Genomic DNA, 22,711 nt, shown 5'->3' on the forward strand with positions numbered 1-22,711 from the left:
ACTCTCCTAGAGTCGGCGGTAGCATCCCGTGATGGTGTCCATGTCCACGAGCAGGCAGTTACCGCTTGGCACAAGTCTCATCCCGTCTAAAAAGGCCCTCGGCCCGCGTTCGCGCAACTCGATCTGCCCGTCCACCATTGCCCAGCGCCCTCGACCCTGGATGTCGAGGCTGCCGTAGTAAAGCACCGCCTCGAACGTGCCTTGCTCATGGAGCAGCAGCTGCGAGCCCATTTCCACCACGCCGACCAGTTCGTAGCGCCCGGCCAGTTCGCGCGGCGACGGGGAAGTGCTGGTGCAGGCGGCCAATGTCAGCGCGAGGGCGGCGAGTGCCAGGCGGGCGCGGCGTGGGGAGGGTTTACCACGAGTCATAGGGCACCCCGTGTTGCTCGACATAGGCCTTGGCCTCGTCCGAGAGGGGATAGGCGTAGCGTCCCTCGTTCTGTCCAAGGCTCGGCCCTAGCTTGCTAACTGCAGCCTTGAAGCGGCCAATCTCGATGGATTGCAGGCAGGGTCCGCCTACCCAGGCTTTGGCGATGCCACCCGGGGCCAAGCCGATGGTTATGTCTTTGCGAAATTGTCCATCCAACCACTTGCCCTGAAAGTGGCAATAGCCACGCTGAGGCTTGAGCATCTCCTTGCGCACCCATTCGGGAATATTGATGCGTACGTTGTAGGTCTGCGGCTCAACGAACGACTGCCAGCGCACAAATACGATTTCCGGCAGGTCGATGCCTGGCAGGTCCTTGCCTGCACCCCCCGCTGGATGCTTGGGCCAGCCGACGACCTTGCCTGTATAGGAAGGGACCCCGCCACTGACGCGCTCGTAGGCCAGCCCCCGGCGGTCGATCACATCCACGCTTTCCACCCAGACTTCCATGTGCTCAGGTGCGAATACACCGACATACCAGGCGTTATAGGGCAGTTTCGGTTGAGCCTGGCTGCTGGTGCAGCCGCTGAGCAAAAGGATTGCGCAAGCGAGAACAAGAGTTTTCATTCCGGATAGCCCTGCTGTGGCTTGTTGTTGTAGACCAAGCGCACATTGGGCGCTGGCTTGCTGATAAGCAGGCCGCTGGTGGGCTTCCAGTGCGCGGATAGGTGGATATACCTCGATCGGAGCAAATGCTCTTCGTCTTCGTTTAGGTCATACCGGCTGCCGTTGGCATAGGCCATCATTTTTTTGGCAATGTCTTGGAGCTCAAACGGAATCGCCAAACTCGGCGTGTCGGGAACGGCTTTGACCGGAACCCCATGTTCGGCAGCCAGTTCCCGCATCACACGCAAATACACCAGCGAAAGCTCGCCGCGTATCGGGCGCTCAATGGTTACCAGGCCTAACACCCAATCCTCCGGTGGATGGTTGACGCCGCGGGGGTGGAGTTTGCGGATGCGGCGAACGTCTTTTTTAAGCTGATCCTCCGGCAGCCCAAAAGCCTTCCACTTTTCGTATTGGCGCTCGGTTTCGCGCCAGGCGTGAGTACGTTCAGTTGGTGTGTCCGCGGGCACCGTGGAGCTGACCGGACGACTGAGGATCAGCTTTTCCTGCACAACCGGAAGATAGCCGCCACCGATATCCGAGTGCGCGCCGGGGAGGGTTATCTCTTGATGATGTGGGGCCACGCTATTGAGCGCGAAGTTCCAGCGCATCTCGTCACGAGCCTTCAGCTGAAGCACTTTGCGCGCGCAATTTGGTGGGAGGTACAGGTTGACACCTGGATTGTGGTGGTCCGCAGGGCTGAAGTCCCAGCTCAACGGGTCGGCCACGGCCGCCACCGTATCGAACAGACCGATGAAGTTAATCTGAACGTTGGTGGCCCAGTCGAATTTCGCGTTAAACCCCGGCGCCTGCGCATTGAATAAACTCGCCAGGATGCCGCTTTCCGATTTGAGTATTTCGTTGGCGAAGTGACGGGCCGCAGCAGCCCCGCGACTGAATCCAAAGATGTCGATTTCCAACCCTTCGATTTCCAGATTGGGGTTATTACCCAGCAGGCGACCCAGCGACTCTTGGATCTTCTGCGGACTTTGCATCACCCGGGCCACTACGCCGGTATCGCCCATACCAGTCCCTTGCCCGTACACCGAGTCTTCTTCCCCGCTGCTGGTGCCGATGCCTTCGAGATACGCCTTGATGCTGGCGCTACGCTCGTCCTTAGCCAGGCTCCGGGTCGCATCGTCCTTGTACAGGTCGAACAACCGCGCTACGTTGCTCGGCGCGTTGCCGTAGCTGTTGTCCGGTGTCTGGATAAAGAAGCCTTTGCCTTCGCTGTCGCTGAAGCCATGAGCCCGGCAATACTCGACGACTTCGCCGAGGGTGCGCTCGTCCAGCAGGGTCAGGTCGTCCTGGCGGCATTGCTCGGTCACGGCAGCATTAGCCAGGTTGTTGCCGGTGCCATCGAAGAACACGCCGATTCGCAGGGTGATGCCCTGGCGCGCCTGTTGCTGCGGCTGCTCGACCAGCTCCTCTTCCTCGTCTTCTTCTTCCAGGCCCAAAGGCGCTAGGTCCCCCGGCTCTTCCTGCCAGGCTCGGGCCAGCGGTGCAGATGAGCGAAAGGCCTCGGCGGCAGCGGCTGCTGCAGTAACTGTCTTGGCAACTCCAAGGACGGCAGGCGCGAGAAAGGGCGCCGCGCTATGGCTGCTGCCGATGACCACCGTACCCGAACCGGCGGTGACGACGTTGCCATGGTCGCCCACACTGCCCACCACTGCCGCCGGCTTGCCATCGATCAACACGTTGGGGATCACCGCGCTGGCCATCGCTCCGCCACAGGCGGAGGCGTCGCCCATGCGTGCGGCCGGCAGGCCGTCGAACAGCACGTCGGGTGAGCCGGCGGCGATGGGGTTGGTGCCGTGGCCTGTCTTCGGGCAGGCGGTAGGATCGCCGAGGCGGGCTGCGGGTTTACCGGACATCCGTTGTCTCCTTACTGGACCTTGACCTGTCCGCTGCCATCCAGGCTGGCGGAAAAGCTGACCTGGCGCTTGAGGTCATCCACTTCCAGCAGGCCTTCGATGGTGAAGGCGAGGGTCAGTGGATCGTGGGTGCGCGGCAGCGGCAGCACGCGCACCTGGGTCAACCTGGGTTCGTACGCTTCGATGAAACGTTCGATGGCGATACGCGCCTGCTGCAGCGAGTCGTGCAGCGACAGGCGCATATCGTTGAGATCGGGCAACCCGTAGTCGGGCAGCGTCTGCACGCTGCCCGCTCGGGTGCTGAGCATCTTGGCCAGATGGGCAGCCACCGAGGCCATCGCCGCGACTTCGCGGCTCCAGCCAGAGCGCCGTGCGGCGTCACCGCCGAGGCGTTCGAAGAGGCTGCCGTATCCGTTCAAGTGCTTATTCCTTGTCCAGCTTGCCGACCAGCGACAGGGTGAAATCCGCGCCCATGTATTTGAAGTGCGGACGCACGCTGAGGCTGACGCGGTACCAGCCCGGTTCGCCCTCGACGTCGCTGACGTTGACCTGGGCGGCGCGCAGCGGACGACGGCTGCGTACTTCGGAGCTCGGATTCTCCTGGTCGGCGACGAACTGGCGGATCCACTTGTTGAGTTCCAGTTCGAGGTCGGTGCGCTCCTTCCATGCACCGATCTGCTCGCGCTGCAGCACCTTCAGGTAGTGCGCCAGGCGGTTGACGATGAACAGGTAGGGCAGCTGGGTGCCGAGCTTGTAGTTCAGCTCGGCGGTCTTGCCTTCCTCGCTATTACCGAAGAACTTGGGCTTCTGCGCCGAGTTGGCGGAGAAGAACGCGGCGTTGTCGCTGCCCTTGCGCATGGTCAGGGCGATAAAGCCTTCCTCGGCCAGCTCGTACTCGCGACGGTCGGAAACCAGCACTTCGGTCGGGATCTTGGTTTCGATCTCGCCCATGCTTTCGAAATGGTGCAGCGGCAGGTCTTCCACTGCTCCGCCGCTCTGCGGGCCGATGATGTTCGGGCACCAGCGGAACTTGGCGAAGCTGTCGGTCAGGCGGCTGGCGAAGGCGTAGGCGGTGTTGCCCCACAGGTAGTGTTCGTGGCTGCCGGCGACGTTTTCCTTGTAGACGAAGCTCTTCACCGGGTTGTCTTCCGGATCGTAGGGGTTGCGTAGCAGGAATCGCGGTACGGTCAGTCCGACGTAGCGGGCATCTTCCTGTTCGCGGAAGCTCTGCCACTTGGTGAACTGCGGGCCCTCGAAGTGATCCTTCAGGTCCTTCAGGTCCGGCAGGCCGGTGAAGCTTTCCAGACCGAAGAACTTCGGGCCGGCAGCGGCAATGAATGGCGCGTGGGACATGCTGGCGACGCTGGCGACGTACTGCATGGTCTTCACGTCGGGCGCGCTGGGGTCGAAGAAGTAGTTGGCGATCAGCGCACCGACCGGCTGGCCGCCGAACTGGCCGTATTCGGCGGTGTAGATGTGCTTGTACAGGCCGGACTGAACGATCTCCGGGCTGTCCTCGAAGTCGTCGAGCAGGTCCTGCTTGGAGGCGTTGAGCAGCTCGAGCTTGATGTTCTCGCGAAAGTTGGTGCGATCGACCAGCAGCTTGAGGCCGCGCCAGGAGGACTCCAGGGCCTGGAACTGCGGGTGGTGAAGGATTTCGTCCATCTGCTGGCTGAGCTTGGCGTCGATCTCCGCGATCATGCGGTCGACCATGGCCTTCTTCACCGGCTCGTTTTCGTTCTGCGGCTTGAGCAGTTCTTCGATGAAGGCCGAGACGCCGCGCTTGGCGATGTCGTAGGCCTCGTCGTCCGGGGTCAGGCGGGTTTCGGCGATGATGCGGTCGAGGATGCCGCCTTCGGCGAGGTGGTTGCCGTGCTCGACGGCGGCTGCGCTAGTGGTCATGTAGATGTGCTTCCTTGTCGGTGATATCAGGCGTCCAGCTTCTCTTTGGCCGCCAGGCCCAGTTCGCCGAGTACGCGGTCACGCGAATCGTCGTCGGCGAGTACGCTTTCGATGGCCTTGCGGAAGGCCGGGGCGTTGCCCAGTGGGCCTTTCAGGGCGACCAGGGCGTCGCGCAGTTCCATCAGTTTCTTCAGCTCCGGGACCTGCTCGACCAGATTGGCCGGGTTGAAGTCCTTCATCGAATTGATGCGCAGCTGCACGGCCAGCTCGTCATCGGTCTGCTCGTCCTGCAGACGGTTCGGCACGCCGAAGGTCAGGTTCAGCTCCTGCTTGGCCAGGACCTCGTCGAAGCTGTTCTTGTCGATGGCGATGGGCTTGCGGTCTTCGATCTTGCGATCGTCGGCGCGCTGGGTGAAATCGCCCAGCACCATCAGCTTGAGGGGCAGCTCGACCTCTTCCTGAGCATTGCCGGTGGCCGGCTTGAACGTGACGTTGATGCGTTCCTTGGGTGCAACCGAGCCTTCTTTGGCCATGGTGTTCTCCTTTGCGGTTAATCCAGCACCACTTCGAGATCGAGGTGGCACAGCCTGCGGTAAATCTCATCCTTGCTTTCACGCACGGCGTGGTTCTGCGGCAGCAGCTCGCAACAGCTGTGCAGCAGGCGCAGTACCTCGAGGGCGAGATCGGGTTCCCAGCTGCCCAGGCCACTGGCTTCGAGCTGCTGGTCGAGTGCTTCGAGCTGGGTTTTGGCCAGCTCGTATTTCTTGGCCTGGTAGCACAGGCGGGCGAGGCTCAGCTGCCAGAAGAAGCGCTCGCGGCCACCTCGGGCGCGAGCCAGGCCCTGTTTGAGCTGCTGCACGGCGGGCTTGAGGCCGTCCTTGCGCAGCAGCGGCACAGCTTCCTGCAGCGCGAGCTCCCAGCTCGGTTGCAGGGTGCCGGCTACGGGCGGCTCCTCCTGTCTGGCGGCCGTTGTCGGCTGCACATGGGGCATGACCTGGCCACTGATCCAGGCACGGGTTTCGGCATCGGCAAACGGGGTGCCGTCGTGAAAGCACAGTTCTTCCAGACGCGGTATGCGTTGCAGGAACAGCGCGAGCTGGATCTCCACTTCGCGCATGGCCTGCGCGGCGTCCAGCTCCTGCAGGCACTCCCAGGCCAGGCGCTGGCCGTCCAGCCAGAACGGCGCGCGCGCGGTGCTGTTTTCGAGGTCCACCAGCAGGTCGGCGTACTGCCCCTGAGCGAAGCGTTCGCGGTAGCTCGCCAGTTTGTCGGCGGGTACGCCACGTAGCGCGGTGATCTGCTCGCTGTTGTGCTCCGGCAGGCTATCGATGCTCAGCCAGAGTAGGGTGCGCGCGAGGCGCAGGGGGCGCAGATCGCTGGTGCGCTGCTTGAGCCACCAGGCGGTCAGTGGGCGCGCCTGCTCCTGCAGGTTGCGCACGGCCTTGAGCGCTTCCTTGTCGTTCTCTATCGGCGAGCCGGGAGCGAAGACCTGGCTGGCGACCTGCTTGACCTGGGCAATGGCCGCCCCCACCGTACCTGGCTGCGCCTGTCCCTGACTGGCGCGTTTGACCATGCCGTCGAGCTGGCGGCACAGCGGCAGCAGCAGCGGTGCGTCTTCGCCCAGATGGCCGGACAGGCACTGCTCCAGCGCATGCAATTGCTCGGCGAGGCTGCGAAACAGTGGCAGCTGTTCGCCAACCGGCACGTCTTCGGAAAAGGTCTGCTCCAGGCGCGGCAGCAACCAGTTGATCGCGGCGGCGCGGGTGCGTGGCTTGCGTGGGTGCAGCTCGTCCCAGTGATTGCTGCACAGGTATTGCAGCAGGCTCAGGCCAGCCTGCAGCCCAGCGAAGGATTCGCGTTGGAACAGGCTCCATGTGAGCCAGGCTGCAGCACGCAGGTCCTTGGACAGCGAAGCGAGCAGCACTTCGCTGCCTTCGCGGACCTTCTGCCAGTCGATGCCGGTGGTCTGATGAAGTGCCCCGGCCTTGGCAAGTTCAGCCTCGAGCAATTCGTATTCGCTGCTGTAGCGAATATCGTCGCCAGCGAAATTGCTGTCATTGACCGGCTTTCTGGCAAGTTCCAGATAATGCTTGCTGAGTGCGCTGGCGTGCATTGGGTCTTCCGTGACGCTCAAGTTCGATCCGTGAACTTTGAAACATGTTTTCCATAGTTGGAGAGCATGTTTCCGAGAGGGGGTGCGCAACTTCTTGCACACTTGCTTTGCGCAACTACTTGCGCAAAGCCCTTATGGGATGGGCATCCTAGACGTGGGGTATGTGCCGTTCAAGGCAATAAGTGTGACCCGTGTTGCAACGAGAAATATTATGTGGCGCTTTACGGAACTAATTCGAAAGAGGGGGAAGAGCCTTTATCCAGAAGTAACTGAATGTGTAGGAGATAAGATATTTGCCCGTAGGAGATAACTTACAGGCAAATGGCTATCCTTTCATGGAGCCAAACTGGTTAATTGTTATAGGCCAGTGTCACGAGTTTGGATCGACAGTGCAGTCTCGTGTCGCTGCCCCGGTTCGAGCACCACAACGTCTGCCATCACGTTCGCCGTTTCGATACACAGCATCCGCTGCCAAGCGTCGTCGGCAAAGCTGGACAGACGTCTTGCCTTGTCTATCCAGGGATTCCACAGCACGGCGGACGTCGAGCCGCGGGTGGTCAGCTGGATACGCCGGTTCCAGCCCGAGTCGACGAGCGTGAGGACCGTGGGCAGGTTCTGATAGATACGGTCGGTCTCGCTGCCGAACTGCAGGTCGCCCTGTTGCTGGTGTTCTTCCCAGCTCTGAAGGGTATCGATGTAGGGGCAACCGGCGAGGCCTTCCACCCGGACCTGATGGATGTCGCTGATGGCGAAGTAGGTGTGCAGCGCTTGGCTGATGTTGACGGCTACGCTGCCGTTGTTGCGGCTGCTGAGTGTCAGTTGGAGATCGTCGGCGAGGCGCACATGCAGAGCCAGTTCGACCTGATGAGGCCAGCCGGGTAGTTCGCCGATTGCTTGGGGGCAATGGAATTCGAGAATGGCAACGTCGCCTTCGCTGCGCTGTTCGTGCAGTTGCCAGGGCAGGGTGCGCACCAGCCCGTGGAAGGGCGCTGGCTGTTCGCCCTGGTAGCTTTCCTGCACCGTCTGCGGGTTGCGCGCGAGGTCGCCGAACCAGGGCCAGCAGATCGGCACCCCGCCGCGTACCGACTGGCCCCGCTGGAAGGTGGCCTCTTCGCTGAGCCAGATGATCGGCGGCGCGTCGCCCTGGCGATAGCTGAGGATCTGCGCGCCTTGTTCGGTGATCAACAGTTCGTCTTCGCCGCGGCGGACTCGCCAGCAGGCGAGTTGGTCCATTTCGATGCGTTGAATATCGATAGGCATGGGCAATCTCGTGATGGGTTCGGGTTTCGTCTGACCGCAGGGCTGCGGCGGGATTCAGCCGATAGGGCCGACATGGGTGGTCGGCAGCGCTGCTGGTACTGTTGCCCCCTCGCCGCGGTCGAGGAGGCCTTTTACGGAATCAACGGCCCTGGCAGGCGTCGACACGCAGCCAGCGTTCCAGCAGCTTGAAGCCCTGCATCAATACGAAGGCGATCAGCAGATAGATCAGGCCGGCGGTGAGGAACATCTCCTCATGCTGATAGGTGCGCGCAGCGATCTTGCGCGCCATGCCGGTCAGCTCCAACAGCGTGATCGTACTGGCCAGGGCGCTGGCCTTGAGCATCAGGATCACTTCGTTGCTGTACGCCGGCAGGCCGATGCGTGTGGCGCGTGGCAGGATGATGTGCAGCAACGCCTGTGCACGCGACATGCCCAGCGCCCGTGCGGCTTCGATTTCGCCGGGTGGTACGTTCTGAATCGCCCCGCGAATGATCTCGGCGATATAGGCGGCGGTGTGCAGTGTCATGGTGATGATTGCGCACCAGTAAGGGTCACGCAGGTAGACCCAGAGCGCACTCTGGCGCACGATTTCGAACTGCGCCATGCCGTAGTAGACCAGGAACAGTTGCACCAGCAGCGGGGTGCCGCGGAAGAAGAAGATGTAGCCATAGGGCAGCGCGCGTATGGCCAGCAGGCGGGAGGAGCGGGCAATGCCCAGCGGCACGGCGAGGATCAGCCCGGCGACGACCGAAACGCCGACCAGTTGCAGCGTCAGCCAGGCGCCTTCGATGAAGCTCGGCAGCCACTTGATGAAGATTTCCCAGGTCATGCTGCGCTCCGCACGAAGCCGCGGCCGGCACGTTTTTCAAGAACATGCATACCGATCATGGCGACGATGGTCAGGCACAGGTAGATGAAGGCGGCGACCAGGAAGAAGGTGAAAGGCTCCTTGCTGGCGGTCACGGCGATCTGCGAGCGGCGCATGATCTCTTCCAGGCCGATGACGGATACCAGTGCCGTGTCCTTCATCAGGATCATGAACAGATTGCCCAGACCCGGCAGCGCCAGGCGCCACATCTGCGGCAGGATCAGCCGCGTGAAGATCCGCCGTTTGCCCAGCCCCAGGGCCAGGCCAGCCTCACGGTGTCCCTTGGGAATGGCCAGCAGCGCCCCGCGGAAGACTTCGGTGGCGTAGGCGCCGAAGCACAGACCAAGGGCTATGGTGCCGGCGGCGAACGGGCTGAGGGCCAGGTTCTCGATGCCGAACAGCTCGCCGATGCCGCGAATCAGGCTGATGGTGCCGAAATAGATCAGCAACACCCAGAGCAGTTCGGGTACGCCGCGCACGATGGTCGAGTAGGTGCCGCCGAGCCAGCGCAGCGCGCTGTAGGGCGAGGTCTTGGCGAGAGCGCCGAGCAGACCGAGCACCAGCCCCAGCGCCAGGGAGGCGAGGGCCAGTTGAATGGTCATCCAGGTGCCGGCGATAAGCGCCGGACCGAATCCGTGAAGGTCAGGAATCATAGAAGCTCAAACACCAAAGCCCGGTCGGCCAGTTTCAGGCGACCGGGCTTCGGCTCGGTTGGATCAGTAAATGCTGAACGGGAAGTACTTGTCGTTGATCTGCTTGTAGGTGCCGTCAGCGATGATCTCGGCCAGCGCCTTGTTCAGCTTCTCACGCAGCTCGTCGTTGCCCTTGCGCACGGCGATGGCGATCTTGTCGTCATCGAATACCGGCTCGCCCTTGAACTCGAAGTTCTTGCCAGCATCGCTCTTGAGCCATTCCCACTGCACGAAGGTGTCGGCCAGAATGCCATCGACACGGCCGGAGGCCAGGTCCAGGTAGGCGTTTTCCTGGGTGTCGTAGAGCTTGATGTCGACCACGCCGTCCAGGTTGTCTTCCAGCCAGGTGCCGGCAATGGTCGCGCGCTGGGCGCCGATCACCTTGCCGTCCAGGTAGCCCTTGTCGGTCTTGAAATCGGTGGACTTGGGTGCCACGAACTGCAGCTTGTTGGTGTAGTAGTGGTCGGTGAAGTCCACTGCGTTCTTGCGCTCTTCGGTCACCGACATCGAGGCGGCGAGGAAGTCGAACTTGCCGGCATTCAGCGCCGGGATGATGCCGTCCCAGTCCGAGGTGACCACTTCGCATTCGGTTTGCATCTTGGCGCAGAGGGCGTGGGCGATGTCGAGGTCGAAACCGACCACCTTGCCGCTGGCATCGATCAGGTTGAAGGGCGGGTAGGCGCCTTCGGTACCAATCCGTAGTTTTTCCGCGGCGAATGCCTGGGTGCCGATGATCAACGATGCAGCAGCGGTCAGCAGGATCTTCTTATAGCTCTTCATGCGGTGTTGCTCCATTAGCGATGGCTGGACATGAATTGTTTACAGCGCGCCGATTGAGGATTGTCAAATACCTGCTCGGGCGTTCCTTGCTCCTCGACCAGGCCCTTGTGGAGGAATACCACTTCGCTGGATACCTGCTTGGCGAAATTCATCTCATGGGTGACGAGCAGCATGGTGCGGCCTTCTTCGGCGAGCGACCGGATCACTGCAAGCACTTCTTGTACCATTTCCGGATCGAGTGCCGAGGTCGGCTCGTCGAACAGGATCACCTTGGGGCGCATCGCCAGCGTCCGCGCAATGGCCGCGCGCTGCTGTTGACCGCCGGAAAGCTGATTGGGATAGACGTGGCGTTTGTCGGCAATTCCGACCTTGGCCAACAGCGCCTCGGCCACCTCGGTGGCTTCGGCCTTGCTCTGGCCGAGCACGCGGCGCGGTGCCTCGATGATGTTGTCGAGGATGGTCATGTGCGGCCAGAGGTTGAAGTTCTGGAACACGAAACCCAGTTCGCTGCGAATCCGATTGAGCTGCTTGCCGTCGGCGGCGACCAGGTCGCCCTGCTTGTCGCGCTTGAGCTTGAGCTGCTCGCCGGCCACCAGAATCTCGCCCTCGTGGGGGTTTTCCAGCAGGTTGATGCAGCGCAGAAAGGTGGATTTTCCGGAGCCTGAAGAGCCGAGGATGGAAATCACATCGCCATCGCGGGCGGTCAGCGAAATGCCTTTGAGAACTTCCAGATCGCCGTAGCGCTTGTGCAGATTGCGGATTTCCAGTGCAGGGATGGCCTCGGCCATGAGGGGTCCTCTTACAGACCGGCGAAGGCCGCCATGGTCTAGATATCTGATGGTGCGCTCCGCGCGAACTGCTCGCCGTCCTGGCGAGGCGCAAACCTAGCATGCGATGCGGCATGCGCCAAGCGCGATGCGGCGTTGAGCGGTGTGACCAATCGGTCACGTTTCGCTGCCCGCCGATGCGCCCCTATTTATATAGATGAAATCGGCGCTGTACGCGCAGGCACACTCCGGTGCCTTGCGTAAACGGCAGGCTCGGTCCGCTTCCGTGCGGCCCGAAGCGGCCACGGTCTCAGCTCGCTTCCGGCTTGGGCGTGTTTTGGTCGTCGGAGAGCATTTCGTCGTGCTCGGCCATCTTCCACGGCAAGCTGCCCGGCGAGATGTGCAGGAAGTGCAGGTACTTTTCGAACTGGTCGAGTATGTCGCTGATGATGTCCGCCTGGTCGTATCCGTAGACGTCGTAATGCTGGCCGCCGCGGCGCAGGAACACCTCGGCACGGTAGTACTGCTCGTCGGCCTCCGGCCCTTCGGTCAGCGCGAACGCCGGCATGGCGTAACCGACCGCACGAATCTCGTAGATGAAGTCGACCTGGTCGTCCCTGATGACCTCCAGGTAGAGCCGCGAGTGGGCTTCATCGGTGTGCACTTCGGCAGCCCATTCCTGGCCACTGAGTTCGCGCTGCACGCGGCGCATGGCTTTCAGTACCGTGGTGCTCATGAAGTCGTCGACCTGTTCCCTGCTGGGAAAGCTGACCATCCCCGCCAGGCGCTTCTTCCACAGGCCGGGACCGGCGTTACTCGCCAGCCGGCTGCCCTGCATGTGGCTTTGCAGGCTGGTTTCGTGGTGGCCTTCGATCACCAGAGCGCGCCACATGCCCAGCGCGGCGATCATCATGATGATCGCGAAGGGTAGTGCGCTGGCGATGGTCATAGTCTGCAGCGCGCTGAGGCCGCCGGCCAGGAGCAGGGCGGACGCAACTACGCCCTCGATGCTGGCCCAGAACACACGCTGCCAGACCGGCGTGTGCAGCGCGCCGCCGGCGGCCAGCGAGTCGATGACCAGGGAGCCGGAGTCCGACGAGGTAACGAAGAAGGTGATGATCAGCACCACCGCCAGGAACGAGGCGATGGACGTCATCGGTAGCAGTTCGAACAGTTTGAACAGCGCGATGGCGTTGTCCGCCTGCACATCCGAGATCAGCGAGGTGTAGCCTTCGACCATGATCATGTGCAGCGCCGTGTCGCCGAATACCGAAAACCAGAGGAAGGTGAAGATGGTCGGCACGAACATCACGCCGAAGACGAACTGGCGAATGGTCCTGCCGCGGCTGATCTTGGCGATAAACAGGCCGACGAAGGGCGACCAGGCGATGGTCCAGCCGAAGATGAACAGCGTCCAGTTACCGATCCAGTCGCTGCGGCTGTAGGCCTGCAGGTTGAAGGTGCGCTCGATGATGTTGTTCAGATAGCTGCCGGTGTTCTGCAGAAACGTTTCGAGGATGAAAATGGTAGGCCCGACCAGAAACACGAAGAGCATCAGGCCGATCGCCAGGATCATGTTCAACAGCGACAGGTTCTTCACGCCCTTGTCCAGACCGGCGACCACCGAGCAGATCGCCAGGCCGGTGATGATCGCAATGGCGATGATCTGCACGTTGATGCTGATCGGTATCGACGGCCAGAGGTAGTTGATGCCCGCGTTGATCTGGGTGACGGACAGGCCCAGCGTGGTGGCGATGCCGAACAGCGTGCCGAGAATCGCGAAGACATCCACCACATGGCCGATCGGCCCGTAGATGCGTTCGCCGATGATCGGGTACAGCGCCGAGCGCATCGACAGCGGCAGGCCGTGGCGGAACGAGAAGTACGCCAGCACCAGACCGGTCAGTCCGTAGATGGCCCAGATATGAAAGCCCCAGTGGAAGAAGGCGATCTGCATGGCCTGCTTGGCCGCGTCGACGGTTTCCCCCGCACCGGCGGGCGGCGAGGCGTAGTGCAGTACGGGTTCGGCCACGCCGAAGAACAGCAGGGCAATGCCGTAGCCGGCGGAAAAGAGCATGGCGAACCAGGCCGGGAAGCTGTACTGCGGCTCGGCGTGATCCGGGCCCAGCTTGATGCTGCCCCAGGGCGTCATCGCGATGCCGACGATGAACACCAGGAAAAAGGCTACCGAGAGCATGTAGAACCAGCCGAAGTTGGTCGTGATGAACGCCAGCGTCGAGCTGAACACCTCACCGGCCAGCTCCGGATTGCTGATGGTCCCGATCACCAGCAGCAGCGTGACGATCACGGCTGGAATGAACACGGGGAACAGGATGATGGCCTTGGGCATTTTCTTGGCGGCGTCCATGGGCGGTCAGCCTCCCTTTGCGAATGGGTGATGAGCGGGATGTACGCGGCGAAACCTCCGGAGAGCCCGAACGCTGCCTCTGGGGTAGACGGCCCGAAGCACCGAATGATTCAGCGAAAAGATGGGTTGGGTGTCGATTGATCTATAGCGCCGGTGCTAGAACGCGGGCTCCAGGCCATGGCGCCGCAGAATGGCCGCAACGCTGCCGTCGGCGATCAGCGCTTCGAGCGCGTCGTTGAAACGTTCGAATTCGGCTTCGCCGACCGCGGCGCGGGAAAGGCCGATCGCGTAGGAAACTCGTTGCAGCTCACCCGCCTCGTGAATGTCGGAATGCCCCTCATGATCGATCAGGTGCCAGGCGACGTCCTGATTGACCACGGCGACGCCCTGTTCGCCGAACCTGCCGGCCTCCAGCATGCGCAGCAGCCGCCGGTTATCCGCCTCCAGGATCAGCGTCACGTCGCCGACCTCGGCCAGATGCTGGCCGAGTACGAAGGAGGTTCCGGAGGGCCCGTACACGGCGACGCTGCGTCCGGCCAGGTCCTCGGGGCGATGGAAGACGAAGCGGCTCGCCGAACGCGCATAGACCCCATAGCGGGAGGTGACCAGCATGCGGGTGAGGTGAAACGCGCGCTCGCGATCCGGTGAGCGGATCACGGTGAAGATCCCCTGCGCTTCACCGTCCTCGGCCAGCGCCAGTGCGCGTCGCCAGGGCAGCAGCTGCACCGGACAGTCGATCCGAAGTCGCGCGCAGACGGCTGCAATGATCTCGACGAAAGGCCCGGCTGCACGGTCCTCGGTGCCGGTGGCCGTCGTGGCATAGCTGAACGGCGGGAAGTCCTCGGTGACGAAGCGCAGCTCATCACCCTGGCAATTGCCCATGAGTGCCAGGCCGACGACTATCGCAATCCATCGAGTGGGCATGCTGCAAGCTCCAGGCGATCGGCAGAGCGGCAATACGCTCCACGCCCTTGCAGGCTAGCGTGTCGCCGTCCGCGGCGCGACCCCCGAATCAGGGTAGCCAGCGCAGCAGGCCGGACTTCCTGGCGAGTGGCGTCGATCGATGCGAGCCCCCCGGGCTAGCGGCTCTTGCGCATCTGCTCGCGCCATTCCCATGGCGGTTGCTATTCGGTCTTGTGCAATGACCACAGGCCGCGCCTGAACTCGCGGGCAACCGCCTCCAGATCGAGCAGCGAGCGGTCGTCAAGGTGACCGCGATACGCCCAGGCCCTGCCAGACCTGACCATCTCCGAATTGACGTCGATGTTGCCAACGCTGACTCGCGCCAGGGTCCGCCCCAGGTCATCGCGGCCCTTGACTACGAGCCTCACGTTCTTGCCGAAGATGTGGTCGGAGAGCGCTTGCCGGGCCTGGCTGCCGTAGGGTTGCTTGAGCTCCGGGGTGTCGATTTCCGCCAGCCGGACCCTGAACCGTTCACCCACGTTGGTCCGGCAGCTGAAGGTGTTGCCATCGGCGATGCCGATCACCCGGCAGTCGAACGATTCGGCGGAGGCAGGCATGGCAGTTATGAGCAGGGCGGCAAGCAGGTAGCGCAGCATGAGGGCATCCATGCGGTTCGGGGCGGGCGAGGGTAACAGGCTGGTCGCTGCCCTGATCGGCGCCAGGTCTCAGATGAACCGTCAGCGTTGGCGAAATGGCGGTCGATCACGCATGGCGAGAAATACGCCGAACCGCCGCCTTGCCATGGCGCGCGTAACGCTCAGAAGGCGGCTTCGAGTTGGTGCCGGCGCAGGATCTTCGGCACCGTGCCATCGGCTATTGCCGCGTCCAGCGCCTGCTCGAACGCTTCGAACTGTGCCGCGCTCACCGTCTTGCGCGAAAGACCGATGCCATAGCTGATCGGGCCCATTTCGCCAGCCTCGCGCACATCGGCAAGTCGCTCTTCCTCGATCAGGTGCCAGGCAACATCCTGATTGAGCACCGCCAGGCCGTCCACACCGAAGCGCCCGGACTGCAGCATGCGCAGCAGTCGGCGATTGTCGGTAGTCAGGTGCAGGCGTACGTCGGGCACCGACTTGAGGCGCTCGGATAGCACGTAAGAGGTGCCGGATGGGCCATAGACGCCAACCAGCCTGCCCGCCACATCACCTGGTTGGTTGAAGACGAAGCTGCTCTCGGCCTGGGCGAAAACACTGTAGCGAGAAGTGACCAGCATCCGGCTGATGTGGAACATCTGCTCGCGCTGCGGTGAAGGTGTCAGTGTGAATATTCCGTCCACCTGCCCCTGTTCGGCTAGGCGGAATGCGCGCTGCCAGGGATACAGGGTGATCGTGCATTGGTGCTGCAAGCGTGCGCAGATCGCATGTACCACCTCTACAAACGGGCCGGCCGCACCAACGCCTGCGGTTTCGCTGGCCGGGGCGTCAGCCGGATAGGTGAACGGCGGGAAGTCTTCGGTCACGAAACGCCACTGCGCCGCGCCGGCCGGGGCGGCGTTCGACAACAGCCATATCAGCAGAATCGAGAGAATCCTGTGCACCGTTCGGCTCCTTGCGCTGTGCGGCATTCCTTGGCAGTTCACGCGGCCGGGCAACATCCGGCTCTGGCCCGCCCAGTTAGCAGCAGCCTAGCGCAGAATGAAGTCGGAGCGATGAAGTGATAAGGCCTGGCCGGGCATGCGTGGCACGTGCGGCGATTCGCCGAGGGACACTTCTGCAGTGGCCCCGTTGAGGCTTGCCAGCTCGCCGAGAGCGCAGAGGAATATCACGTTGATGCGTCGCTAAGTTTGGGCACTGCTCCCTTGCGCACCATCATAAAGATGCTTCTGGAAGCCGAAAAACAGACTCTTGATCAGTTCCGGCCTACCCAGATCTGCAACTGCATCGTTAATCGCATTCTTGTAGCGAAGCTTCAGCAAAGGGGAGAGCTTTTCCGGCCCCAATTCCTCCACACCCTCCTTCACGTATTGCGACAGCACGAAGTCAAGAAAGGCTTCTTGCTTGTCAGTGAATTGCCCATGCAGCGTGCTGCGAGCTCTGCTGGCGCGCTCTTCTCGAGTCTGCGGTTCGATGGAGAAGGCGACGTACGTCAGCACATCGAACAGGTCACTATGCTCGGCGTCGATGATGCGCTGCATTTCGTGCAGTACCTCGTTGCTAAAGCCACGTTCAGCCAGGCCCTGTAGGAGCGAAGTGCGAGTATCCGGGGCGCTCCAAAGCCCGCGTAGCTGGTCCTCATCTTTAAAAAATTCCGGCAGATTACCGAACAGGCTTTCCAGGAACTGCGCAGCAGACATCGGTTTGCCATCGGCGCCGAGGTACAGCGTCGCCATCATGCTCTTGATGCGGCGCACCGAGCCGTTGCTGAGTCTGACCTCGATCACGTCCGGGCGTGGATCGCGCGGTGGCTTGGGCGGCCTGGGTTCGTTTTCATAGCCGCCTCTGTCCTCTCCGGTGGCGACGCCTCCGGTCACGGTAGGCTCTATCGGTTCGCCATCCCATTCGGGATCGCTGAATAGGTGATGAGCTTTCACGAAGTCATAGATCGTGAAGTAATCCTTGCCGTCGAATAAGCGCGTACCACGACCGATGATCTGCTTGAACTCGATCATGTTGGTCACCGGCCGCATCAGCACAATATTGCGGACGTTACGCGCATCCACGCCGGTGGAGAGCTTCTGCGAGGTAGTGAGAACGGTCGGTATGGTCTTCTCGTTGTCCTGGAAATGCCGCAGGTGTTCTTCCCCCCGCGCACCATCATCGGCGGTCACCCGCACACAGTAGTCCGGCTCGCTGCTGCGCTTCATCTGGTTGATCAGGTCACGTACTTCCAGCGCATGCTGTTGGGTGGCGCAGAACACCAGCGTCTTCTCGTTTGGCGCGATCTGCTCCATGAACAGTTTGACCCGATAGGCCTCCCGCTCCGGGATCTTGATGACTCGATTGAAGTCCGCCTCGAGATAGCGCCGTCCCGCCTCAACCTCGCCTTTGATGACTATTCCGTCACCTGGCACATGCACGTACTCATCAAGCGTTGTAGCGATCTGCTTGACCTTGAACGGCGTGAGGAAACCGTCGTTGATGCCTTCCTTCAGCGAATACACATACACCGGCTCGCCGAAGTAGGCATAGGTGTCGACATTGTCCTTGCGCTTGGGCGTGGCAGTCAGACCGAGCTGCACCGCTGGGGTGAAATACTCAAGGATGCCGCGCCAGTTGCCCTCGTCGTTGGCGCCGCCACGGTGGCATTCATCGATGATGATGAAATCGAAGAAATCCGCCGGGTACTCGCCAAAGTAAGGCGTGCCGTTCGGCCCGCTCATGAAGGTCTGGAAAATGGTGAAAAAGATGCTGCCGTTCTTCGGCACCTTGCCCTTTTTGCGAATTTCGTCCGGGGCGATGCGCACCAGCGCGTCTTCGCTGAAGGCCGAAAACGAGTTGTAAGCCTGATCCGCAAGGATGTTGCGGTCCGCCAGGAACAGAATGCGTGGCTGACGCTGGGCGTCGCGCTTGAGGTTCCAGCGACTTTTGAACAGCTTCCAGGCCAGCTGAAAGGCGATAAATGTCTTGCCTGTGCCGGTCGCCAGCGTCAGCAGAATTCGCGACTGCTGCGCTGCGATTGCTTCCAGCACCCGCTTGATCGCAATGTCCTGATAGTAGCGCGCACCCCAGGTGCCTCCCTTGTCTTCGAACGGAATGGCGGCGAAGCGCTCGCGCCATTCATTGTGCTCGGCGAAGGTCAGGTTCCACAGTTCTTCCGGCGTGGGGAAGCTGAGCAAGTCGCCTTCTGCGCCAGTGAGCATGTCGATAGCGTAGATACGCTGGCCATTGGTTGCGTAGGTGAAGCGGATCGCCAGCTTCTTTGCATAGCTTTTGGCCTGGCCTGCACCCTCGGTGTAGTGCTTGTCCCAGGCTTTCGCCTCGATCACGGCCAGCTGAGTGTTGCGGTATACCAATACGTAATCGGCGATCTCCGCCTTGCCGCGTTGCCCCGCACCTTGGATGCGGCCATGAGTGATTTGAAACTCGCGTAGTACGCGGCTGCCATCGACCACGCCCCAGCCGGCTTCACGCAAGGCGGGGTCGATATGTTCGGCGCGGGTTTCAGCTTCGTTCACGGCAATATCCCTTTGGCATCATGCCCGGAGCATAACCCTCGGCGGCGTGGGTTTAGAAGGCGGAATCAACCTGCGAGCATGTTCATGATCAGGCGAATCAGCGTGTCTTTCTGCGCCGGGTCTGACTCCGCTACGAGCAAAGCGAGGGCGGCAAGGCCGATATCGTTGATCACTGGCTGGTTGGTAGCGTCCAGCAAGCGACCATTGCGGTTGAGAAAGTCCACGAACAGAAACGCACCGCTGCGCTTGTTGCCGTCGGCGAACGGGTGATTCTTGATCACGAAGTACAGCAGATGCGCAGCCTTGGCCTCCACGCTGGGGTAGGCCGGCTCGCCGAACACCGTCTGATCCAGATTGCCCAGTAGGCCCGCCAGCCCGTCGCCGCGTTCCAGAGCGAATAGCTCGGTGGCTTCGCCGCGAGCCATCAACTCGGCTTTCAGGCGAGCCAGCGCCTGGCGGGCTTCGTCCAGCGTAGGCAGCGCGCCGCCGGCGATGGTGGGCGGGTCGGCCAGCAGGCCTTCGTCATACCGCTGAAGCAAGAGGAAGGTCTGCGCATAACGGGTAACGATATCCACCAGCCCTCGGCCGGTGTCGCTGAGTAACTCAGGGCTTTGCGCCGCCTTTCTCACCAGCTGCAGTGCGGCTTCCAGCTCCAGGGCATTGGCCTCGAAGCGTTGGCGATTGAGGGTGTAGCCCTGGGTAAGGTGTTCGCGCAGCAAGCGTGTGGCCCATTGGCGGAACGACACGGCGCGCTTGGAACTGACCCGATAGCCCACCGAGATAATGGCGTCGAGGTTGTAGTGTTTCACCACGCGGCTGACCTGCCGCTTGCCTTCCTGGCGAACTACCGAGGAATCCTCGGTAGTTGCCGCCTCGACCAATTCGCCATCGGCAAAGATATTCTTCAGGTGCAGGCTGATGTTGTCGTTCGAGGTTTCGAACAGCTCCGCCATCTGTCGCTGAGTCATCCATACCGTATCGCGCCCGGCATCCAGCCGAACCTCGACCGGCTGGCCCGCTTCCTGAAAGATCACCAGTTCCTGCTGAGCGTTATCCATCGTGTGCGCCTTGCGTCGATGCAGTTAAAGCTGGCCGCTGAAGGCTTGGTGTAGCAGGGATTGCTTCAGTTCGTCGAGGGCAACGATTTTTCGTTGGTAGATGGATTCGAGGCGTTGGGTTTCTTTCGCGAGAGCATTGATCTTTTGGACTATTGCCAACTGCTCGGCTGTGTTTGCGGGAAACGGCACGACAACATCACCCATCTTGCTGGGTGATGTGTGGCGTACTTTTACACCAGACGCGCTGTCGTGTATTTCTTTCCTAACTCGCTGCGTATTGAAAACGTGAAAAAAAAACTCATTGCACCAAGGCGCTCCATTCTTCGCTGCGACTAACCCTAAACGCTGGTTATGTAGAAATCTACCAACCTTGGGCACCAGTATCGGGCTGCCGAGTAATCCTGCAGCCTGCTCAGTCATAGCGATCAGCAAATCGCCCTCAGCAAGTATGTAACCGGCAGGTATAGCGCCTTCGTAATATTTTTGCTTTCCGCCCCGATCCTTGTATCCGCCGCGCTCATGAAAATTGCCAGGGCTTAGCAGTATGTAGTCGCCCTTGGTCGAAAAGTATTCACTTTTGAATGCAAAACCATGTTTAAACTCGCACAGCTCATTTAACGGTTTCTCCAGCCAACCCTCTCCCTTTCGTATGAAAAGCGAATTCAAATAGCTTTCGAAAACCTCACGGGAGTTTTGCAGGTTCTTTTTGGCGTTGGCGCGGGCCTTGGCAATCTTGCCAAAGGCTTGGGCAAGGGTGGAGACGATGCGGCGCTGCTCGGGAATTGTCACGAGAGGGACATACATGTCCCGGATTTTTTGCTGTGAAATATTAGGCTGAGCGTTTCCGACTGCTTGGGCCACCAATTCACTCTTTCGTGACAGCAACAGGTAGTAAAGAAATTCAGGGATAAACGTTTTGTTAGGAAGAATCCCGCATACCGCCTGATTTGTCGCGGATTCAAAGCGCAATATGCCCACTTGTCCAGCTGTAGCCCCGTACATGGCGACCAAGACTGTGTTGGCCGGAAATAATTTGGCCGATGATCTTTTTAATCCGAGCTCTGTAATAAAGGTTTTTGCCGCTGAAATTTCGCGCTGACTTACTTCGCCACTCTGAAGCCAAGGGACTTTTCCTCCTTCGTAAAAGTCCTTATTAGACTTCAGCGGAGTACCGCCGGACGCTGTCTGGCAGACTTCGGCCAATCGGGTAGTTTGCCAAACTGCTTTCACAGCAGCCCCCTGATAACCGCCAGCACTTGCGCGCTCTCTGCATCCAGTGCCGCAATCTCGCCCAGGATTTCCTGAGGACTGCGGAAGGCTGCGTCTTGAGCGCCATTGGGATTTTTCACCGACAGGTCGTAGCTCGCCTGATCAATGTCGGTCGCATTGACACTCCAGCTCTTCGGCGAATCGGCAAAGGTCTTTTGCAGCTCTATAAACTCAGCCAGGTCAGTGTCCGCCAGCGGGTTGGTCTTGCCCATATTGCGGCCGGGGTCGAGCTGGTAGTACCAGACCTTGCGCGTCGGCGCGCCCTTGGTAAAGAACAGCACCACGGTCTTGACGCCTGCGCCCTGGAAGGTGCCGCTCGGGCAGTCGAGCACGGTATGCAGGTTGCAGCTTTCCAGCAGCAGTTTGCGCAAGCTAACCGAAGCGTTGTCGCTGTTGCTGAGGAAAGTGTTCTTGATGACCACCGCGCCGTGGCCGCCGGCCCTGAGGATTTTGATGAAGTGCTGGAGAAACAGGAATGCGGTTTCGCCGGTCTTGATCGGGAAGTTCTGCTGGACTTCCTTGCGTTCCTTGCCGCCGAACGGCGGGTTGGCCAGCACGATGTCGAAACGGTCCTTGTCCTGAATGTCGCTGAGGTTTTCCGTCAAGGTATTGGTGTGGATGATGTTCGGCGCTTCGATGCCATGCAGGATCATGTTCATGATGGCGATGACGTAGGCGAGGCTCTTTTTCTCCTTGCCGTAGAAGGTGTGCTTTTGCAGGGTTTCCTGCTGGCGGGTGGTCAGGTTCGGCTGGCTGCTGAGGTAATCGAAGGCTTCGCAGAGAAAGCCTGCCGATCCGACCGCGCCGTCGTAAATGCGTTGGCCGATTTGCGGATTGACCACCTTGATCATGGCGCGGATCAGCGGGCGCGGGGTGTAGTACTCGCCGCCGTTGCGCCCGGCGTTGCCCATGTTTCTGATCTTGACTTCATAGAGGTGCGAGAGCTCGTGTTTCTCGGTCTGCGAGCCAAAGCGCAGGCCATCGACGATCTCCAGCACTTCGCGCAGGTTGTAACCGCTTTGAATGCGGTTTTTCAGCTCGCCGAATATCTCGCCGATCTTGTACTGGATGGTGTCCGGACCTTCGGCCTTCTGCTTGAAGCCATGCAGGTAGGGAAACAGCTTGGTATTAACGAAATCCTTGAGGTCATCACCGGTCAGTGCGCTGTTGTGGTCGATCTGGCCATTCGCGGTCTTGGGCGCCGCCCAGCGCTCCCAACGGTATTCCGGGTCGAGTATGTACAGGTAATACTTGCCCTCAAGCTGTGCCTCCACGGCTTTTTCCTGCTCCAGCGCGTCGAGGTACTTGAGAAAAAGCAGCCAGGAGGTTTGCTCGGTGTAGTCGAGCTCGCTGGTACAGCCGGCATCCTTGTGCAGGATGTCGTCGATGTTCTTGAAGGCCTGTTCAAACATGGCGGGCAGCTATTCCGTGAAGTGCCGGCTGGATCATAGCGGGCCGCTGGCACAAATCGCAGGCAATAAAAAACCCCAAGGAGGTTAATTTCGCTTGGGGTTTTTCGGTATTAGTGGTGCCCAGGGACGGAATCGAACCGCCGACACGGGGATTTTCAATCCCCTGCTCTACCGACTGAGCTACCTGGGCAACGGGGCGCTATTAGACGGATTTGGCTTTTGCCTGTCAAGCGTGGTC

At 60.9% G+C, this 22,711-nt stretch carries 20 protein-coding genes and 1 tRNA gene; all 21 read right to left on the bottom strand.

Going from position 1 to position 22,711, the window contains the following annotated elements:
• Positions 1–6: 6 nt before the first annotated feature.
• The gene (locus tag RT582_RS02010) at positions 7–369 is read right to left on the bottom strand and encodes a hypothetical protein (protein ID WP_014818608.1); all 363 of its coding nucleotides are present in this window, start codon (positions 367–369) and stop codon (positions 7–9) included.
• Positions 356–994 carry a DUF2931 family protein gene (locus RT582_RS02015; RefSeq protein WP_014818609.1) on the bottom strand — a complete coding sequence of 213 codons (639 nt, stop codon included), beginning with the start codon at positions 992–994 and terminating at the stop codon, positions 356–358. The genes RT582_RS02010 and RT582_RS02015 overlap by 14 nt, the downstream gene beginning before the upstream one ends.
• Positions 991–2,907: a phospholipase effector Tle1 domain-containing protein gene (locus tag RT582_RS02020; protein WP_313476355.1), complete on the bottom strand. Its 1,917-nt coding sequence runs from the start codon at positions 2,905–2,907 to the stop codon at positions 991–993. The genes RT582_RS02015 and RT582_RS02020 overlap by 4 nt, the downstream gene beginning before the upstream one ends.
• A gap of 11 nt (positions 2,908–2,918) precedes the next feature.
• Positions 2,919–3,326 carry a type VI secretion system baseplate subunit TssE gene (tssE, locus tag RT582_RS02025; protein WP_313476356.1) on the bottom strand — a complete coding sequence of 136 codons (408 nt, stop codon included), beginning with the start codon at positions 3,324–3,326 and terminating at the stop codon, positions 2,919–2,921.
• 4 nt (positions 3,327–3,330) lie between these two features.
• Entirely contained in the window at positions 3,331–4,809 is a 1,479-nt protein-coding gene (gene tssC / locus RT582_RS02030) for a type VI secretion system contractile sheath large subunit (protein WP_023444045.1), read from the bottom strand.
• 26 nt (positions 4,810–4,835) lie between these two features.
• Positions 4,836–5,342, bottom strand: a complete 507-nt coding sequence (gene tssB, locus RT582_RS02035) for a type VI secretion system contractile sheath small subunit (RefSeq protein ID WP_008567243.1) — start codon at positions 5,340–5,342, stop codon at positions 4,836–4,838.
• Between the two features lie 17 nt (positions 5,343–5,359).
• Positions 5,360–6,922 (bottom strand): type VI secretion system protein TssA, encoded by a 1,563-nt coding sequence (tssA, locus tag RT582_RS02040; protein WP_228207961.1) that lies wholly within the window; start codon positions 6,920–6,922, stop codon positions 5,360–5,362.
• Between the two features lie 357 nt (positions 6,923–7,279).
• Entirely contained in the window at positions 7,280–8,182 is a 903-nt protein-coding gene (locus RT582_RS02045) for a D-hexose-6-phosphate mutarotase (protein ID WP_313476358.1), read from the bottom strand.
• 139 nt (positions 8,183–8,321) lie between these two features.
• Positions 8,322–9,011, bottom strand: a complete 690-nt coding sequence (locus RT582_RS02050) for an ABC transporter permease (protein WP_313476361.1) — start codon at positions 9,009–9,011, stop codon at positions 8,322–8,324.
• Positions 9,008–9,703 (bottom strand): ABC transporter permease, encoded by a 696-nt coding sequence (locus tag RT582_RS02055; RefSeq protein WP_044314866.1) that lies wholly within the window; start codon positions 9,701–9,703, stop codon positions 9,008–9,010. Before RT582_RS02055 ends, RT582_RS02050 begins: the two co-directional genes overlap by 4 nt.
• 63 nt (positions 9,704–9,766) lie before the next feature.
• Positions 9,767–10,522 carry an ABC transporter substrate-binding protein gene (locus RT582_RS02060; protein WP_014818615.1) on the bottom strand — a complete coding sequence of 252 codons (756 nt, stop codon included), beginning with the start codon at positions 10,520–10,522 and terminating at the stop codon, positions 9,767–9,769.
• 14 nt (positions 10,523–10,536) lie between these two features.
• The gene (locus tag RT582_RS02065) at positions 10,537–11,310 is read right to left on the bottom strand and encodes an ABC transporter ATP-binding protein (protein WP_313476364.1); all 774 of its coding nucleotides are present in this window, start codon (positions 11,308–11,310) and stop codon (positions 10,537–10,539) included.
• Between the two features lie 289 nt (positions 11,311–11,599).
• Positions 11,600–13,657 carry a BCCT family transporter gene (locus RT582_RS02070; protein ID WP_313476366.1) on the bottom strand — a complete coding sequence of 686 codons (2,058 nt, stop codon included), beginning with the start codon at positions 13,655–13,657 and terminating at the stop codon, positions 11,600–11,602.
• Between the two features lie 156 nt (positions 13,658–13,813).
• Positions 13,814–14,581 (bottom strand): substrate-binding periplasmic protein, encoded by a 768-nt coding sequence (locus tag RT582_RS02075; protein ID WP_313476367.1) that lies wholly within the window; start codon positions 14,579–14,581, stop codon positions 13,814–13,816.
• A 200-nt stretch (positions 14,582–14,781) separates the two neighbouring features.
• A complete protein-coding gene (locus tag RT582_RS02080; protein WP_313476369.1) occupies positions 14,782–15,216 on the bottom strand; it encodes a thermonuclease family protein in 435 nt (144 codons plus the stop codon).
• 161 nt (positions 15,217–15,377) lie between these two features.
• Positions 15,378–16,157 carry a substrate-binding periplasmic protein gene (locus tag RT582_RS02085; protein WP_023444032.1) on the bottom strand — a complete coding sequence of 260 codons (780 nt, stop codon included), beginning with the start codon at positions 16,155–16,157 and terminating at the stop codon, positions 15,378–15,380.
• 240 nt (positions 16,158–16,397) lie between these two features.
• Entirely contained in the window at positions 16,398–18,734 is a 2,337-nt protein-coding gene (gene hsdR / locus RT582_RS02090) for an EcoAI/FtnUII family type I restriction enzme subunit R (RefSeq protein WP_044314862.1), read from the bottom strand.
• 65 nt (positions 18,735–18,799) lie between these two features.
• A complete protein-coding gene (gene rhuM / locus RT582_RS02095) occupies positions 18,800–19,792 on the bottom strand; it encodes a RhuM family protein (protein ID WP_313476370.1) in 993 nt (330 codons plus the stop codon).
• 24 nt (positions 19,793–19,816) lie between these two features.
• Positions 19,817–21,022, bottom strand: coding sequence for a restriction endonuclease subunit S (locus RT582_RS02100; protein ID WP_104098768.1), 1,206 nt, complete (start codon positions 21,020–21,022; stop codon positions 19,817–19,819).
• Positions 21,019–22,473, bottom strand: coding sequence for a class I SAM-dependent DNA methyltransferase (locus RT582_RS02105; RefSeq protein ID WP_104098769.1), 1,455 nt, complete (start codon positions 22,471–22,473; stop codon positions 21,019–21,021). Before RT582_RS02105 ends, RT582_RS02100 begins: the two co-directional genes overlap by 4 nt.
• A gap of 114 nt (positions 22,474–22,587) precedes the next feature.
• Positions 22,588–22,663: transfer RNA gene (locus RT582_RS02110), tRNA-Phe, on the bottom strand.
• Between the last annotated feature and the right edge of the window lie 48 nt (positions 22,664–22,711).

Source organism: Stutzerimonas kunmingensis (genome assembly GCF_032106285.1).
In the GTDB taxonomy this organism is placed as follows: Bacteria; Pseudomonadota; Gammaproteobacteria; order Pseudomonadales; family Pseudomonadaceae; genus Stutzerimonas; species Stutzerimonas kunmingensis_B.